This window comes from Flavobacterium sp., from assembly GCF_028712645.1.
Lineage (GTDB): Bacteria > Bacteroidota > Bacteroidia > Flavobacteriales > Flavobacteriaceae > Flavobacterium.
Genome location: NZ_JAQTPQ010000251.1, coordinates 1 through 5,015 on the forward strand (window position 1 = coordinate 1; position 5,015 = coordinate 5,015).

Annotated in this window: 1 protein-coding gene; it reads left to right on the forward strand. The window is 29.5% G+C overall.

Features of this window, described 5'->3' with window-relative positions; all coding sequences use genetic code 11:
• The coding region (locus PHC28_RS15470) for a LamG domain-containing protein (RefSeq protein ID WP_300102684.1) at positions 1-5,015 on the forward strand (5,015 nt) is incomplete at both ends.

Genomic DNA, 5,015 nt, shown 5'->3' on the forward strand with positions numbered 1-5,015 from the left:
ATAATGGAATAATAATTTATTATGTAAATAATTCAAATTTCAGAAATGTAACCTCTTATGAAAATTATTATGGGTTTGCTCTAACTGAAAGTTCCAATAATAATTTTATAACTATTAATGTAAGTTCAAATAGTGGGCAGGGATTTTATTTTTCATTAAGTTCAAATAACATTATTAATAATATAACTTCAAATTCAAATTCAGATAATGGGGTTTCTATTTCTTCAAGTTCAAATAATAATAGTATTAATAATCTAATTTCAAATTCAAATTCAAATTCTGGGATTTATATCTATTCAAGTTATGGAAATGTTATACAAAATATAAGCATCTGGAATTGTTCTTCGACGAATAATGCTTGTATTTATATGTACGCTAATACAAATAACAACAAAATTGAAAATGTTTATTTGAATAAGAGCAATAACTATGGTATTAGAGTTGATGGCTTGTCTTCTAATCATAATGCAAATAACAATATTTTTAAGAATATAAAAATTGAGAATACTAATAGTTATGCAATTTATTTTGCTAGGTATTCTAACAATAATACTTTGCTCAATGTTTCAATTTATAATATTGCGAATGAAAGTGTTGCGAATAATAATAATTGGATAATAAGGCAATGGTATTACAAAGCGAAAGTGAATGACAGCGATGGAAATTTGGTTTCGAATGCAAATGTAACTGCTTATAATGTTAGTAGCGCGAGAATTGATTATAATTTCACTGGAGTCGACGGAATGACTGGCTTGATGATTTTGACTGATTATGTAAATACAAACGGCGCGAGAACTTTTTATTCACCTTATAATATTTACGCGAGCAATTCAAGTTATGTTTCAAGCAACCATTATATAAATATAAGTTTTGGAAATAATTATTCTGATTTTTTTAGTTTGACTGCTTTAGATACGACTCCACCTTATTTTATTTATACTGAAAATGTTTCGATTTACATTAACGATTCAGTCGGAGTTGATTTTGAGTCAGATGACGAGACATTATTTGATTGTTTTGCTGTAAATGATACTATAAACTTTGCGATTAATTGTTCTGGTTGGCTGAAAAACATTACAGGATTATCTACTGGAATTTATAATTTGAATATAACTATCAATGACACTTCTAATAATATTAATTCTACAATTATTTTTGTAAATGTTAGTGCTCTTCCAGATACAACTGCTCCTTTAATTTCTTTTGTAAGCCCTACTCCTGAAAATAATAATGTTACGACTTTAAATTTTAGTTATGTAAATGTTTCTTCAAGTGATACAAATCAACATTCTACTTTTGTTGATTGGAATAGAAATTTAATTTTGTGGATGAGAATGGATGATAGAAATTCTTCTGGAGGAGTTATTGATAAAAGTTCTTATTCAAATAATGGAAGTGTTTCAGGAGCTGTTTATGATTCTTCAGGAAAATTTGGAGGAAGTATGGGTTTTGATGGGATTAATGATTATATTGTAAAAGATATAACTTTTGTAAACTCATTTCCATATACTATATCTGCTTGGATTAAAACTACATCATCAACGACAGAAGGAGCGGCAGTTTGCTATGTAAGTAGCACTTCAACAACGAATTATAATTGCATCGGAACAAATTCAAGTGTTGGAGCGAGATTGATAGTAAGAAGCAATGGTGGAATAACAAATTTTGATTATTCAATAACTGCTGGAGAATGGCATCATTTAGTAGGGGTTTTTGTGAGCACTTATAACAAACAATTCTATGTGGATGGGGTTAATGTTGGTAATGTGACTACTGAAAGAGTTTTTTTGGGAGAGAATAGAATTTCAGTGGGAACTATTGCAAGGAGTGGATATGTAAGTTATTTTAATGGCTCAGTCGATGATGTAATAATATTTAATAAAACTTTATCTTCTCAAGAAATTTTATCTTTGTATAATGCATCTGCTTCACAATATTATAATAATTTTACTAATCTTAGTATAGGGGCTTATACTTACACTGCTTATGCTCAAGATATTTCTGGAAATTTGAATCAGACAGAAATGAGATATCTAAATATATCTTCTGGAATTGTTGATTATGCTTATGTAAATATTACTTCGCCTTCTGATGGTTCTGAAATAATTCGAGGCGGAGCTGAAACTGCAGAAGATGCTTTGGGAAAAGTTTTTAATAATATTACAATTTCTGCAAAAGTTTATGGAAATGAAAGTTTAACTGGGATTGAAAGTGCGACTTGCAATTTTTATTTTGGAAATAATTTTATTGGAAGCAATGATACAAATTCTTCTGGAGATTGTTCTGTGAGCTATGATAAAAGTGGTTTGGAAAATGGGACTTATGGTGTTTTTGTAAATTACACAGCGTCGGGAAATACAATTGGATTAAGTAATTATTCTGTTTCAGTAAATTTAAGTATTATTTCAATTCCTAACTTTGTAAATAATATTCGAACTGGAAATTATTTTATGATTGGAGATGCGGCAATTTTAATGTTTAATTTTACTAAGAATGGGATTTATTTTGACCCTGATTTTATTTCGATAAATGTTACAAAGTCAGATACGACGCCGATAATTTCTTATTATCAAGTTGGAAGCAATTTAATAAAATTGGGGGCTGGGCAATATTATGCAAAGACAATTGTTAATTCATCTTTTGGAAATTTTGTTAGATGGGAACTTTATGCTTATGATTCTTCGAGAAATATTATTGCGAGTGCGATTGAAGCAGATAGAGACCTTGTTGCTGCAACTGGAAGTGTAAATCTTTCTGTAATAAATCAGAGCGGAAATTCTCTTGGATTTAATTTTAGTTTGTATGATAGAAATAATTATCTTCTTGAAAATAATTCTGTTTCAAATAGTTATAAGAGAAATGTTGCTGTTGATGATAAATACAAAAAATTAGAAATCTTGACGGAAAATTTGAGTTTGGTTTTTTCTGGATTGAATGTTAGCACAAATGTTACAATTTCTCCGCAATTTATTTCAGATTATAGCTATTCTCTTCCTTACGGAATTTCTGAAATCGGCGATGTTGTTGCTTTGAATTCAAGTTTTTTTAATTTTGAAAATACGACGATAATTTTATCTAAAAAAGGATTGAGCATTGATAAGATTTGTCATTGCATTTCTTGGAACTTTATTGATAAAAATTGTTCGACTTGGGAATGCAATAATAGTGTAGATTATAATATGCAAGAAAATTCGACCAATTTTTGGTTTAATGTTTCAAGTTTTTCCGGATATGCTGGCGGAGTTGGATTTACTTCTAATTTAAGTATTTGGGATAGTAATGAAACGCAATTAATTTTAACAGAACAGCAAGCATATTTTTATGCGAATTATACTAATTCATCGACGGGATTATCAATAAATGGGACAGGAGTTAATTGCAGTTTGGAATTAAATATTTCTGGCGATTGGATTTCTTATGATATGAATTTTAATTCGACTTCGTTTTTGTATGAATATAATCAAACTTTTTCTTCTGCTGGAATTTATAATTGGAATGTAACCTGCAATGGAAGTATTTTTAGTTATGAAATTTTAGAAGCAAATGATACAATTGGAATTGCTTTTGTTCCTGATACAACTGCTCCTTATTTTACTTCAATCCCTTCGTCGACAAGCATAACTTATTTAGAAGGATTTGGAGTTGATTTTGAGTCAGATGATGAGACAGCATTTGATAGTTATGCAATTAATTTTTCATCTTTGTTTCAAATAAATTCTTCAGGATTTTTAGAAAATAAAACGCGGCTTGCAGCTGGAACTTATTTAGTTAATGTTTCTATAAATGATTCTTCAAATAATTTGAATTCGACTATTTATGAAATTATCGTCGGAAAAGCTGGCTCTCAGACATCTTTAACTTTTGATAAGATTTCTCCTCAAGAATATCCTATTTCAATTACTCCAACTTGTGCAATAATTTTAGGAGAAGGAAGTGCTGATTTAACAAATGCAACTTCTGGAAATTCTTATATTTTTTCTTCTAATATTTGGAGTTTTAATTGTTCTGTAGATGATTCAGAAAATTATTCTGGAAGTTCTAATTTTTCTAATTTTACAATTTCAAAAAATAATTCTTATGTTTTGAGTTTATCTGCTTCTCCGTCATGGGAAGAGACCGCAGGTGTAGAGACCACAATAACTGGAAGTGGTTGCCCTTCTGAATTGGTTTGTAATCTTACAAGAAATTTGGTTGAAGTTTTGAATCCAGATGTTCAAATATTATCTGCGGGAAATTATGCTTATAATTATTCGTCGTCGGGAAATGAGAATTATTCTGCGAGTTCTATAAATAATAGTTTGACAATTTCTTTAGATTTAATTTATCCTACTTTTTCAAATTATTGGGATAATAATGCAAGTTTAGTTGGAGAGGGACTTGCGGAGTTTAATGTTTCTGTTTTGAATACAAATGGTTCGGTTTATTTGAATATTAATGGAAGTAGTTTTGCGGCGTCGAATTTAACAGCAAATATGTTTAATGTTTCGGTTTATTTAATTAATGGGACTTATTCTTATAATTGGAGTGCGTATGGAAATGGGACTTCTCATAATCTAAATTATTCTAATACAAGAAATTATTTTGTAAATAATTCTCCTGATACCACGTCTCCGAGTGTAAAAATAATTCTTCCTGCAAATACAACTTATTCATCTACAAATATTTCTTTGAATGTTTCATCAACAGCGACGGATATTGACAGCTGGTGGTATTCTTTGAATTTAGGAGAAACTAATACGACTTTCACGCCGAACTCAACTTTTATTGGATCAGAAGGAAGCAATAATCTTTTTGTTTATGTAAATGACTCTTCAAATAATTTGAATTTTTCTTCTGTAATTTTTTCAATTGACACGACTCCGCCATTAATTTTATTTATTTCTCCGATGAATACAACTTATTCTTATGAAAATATTTCTGTGAATATTTCTTCTGACTCGACGAAGTCGTCAATTTGGTATTTCAATGGGACTGCAAATGTTTCTTATTCTGAAGTTCATAATTTGACTCTTGCA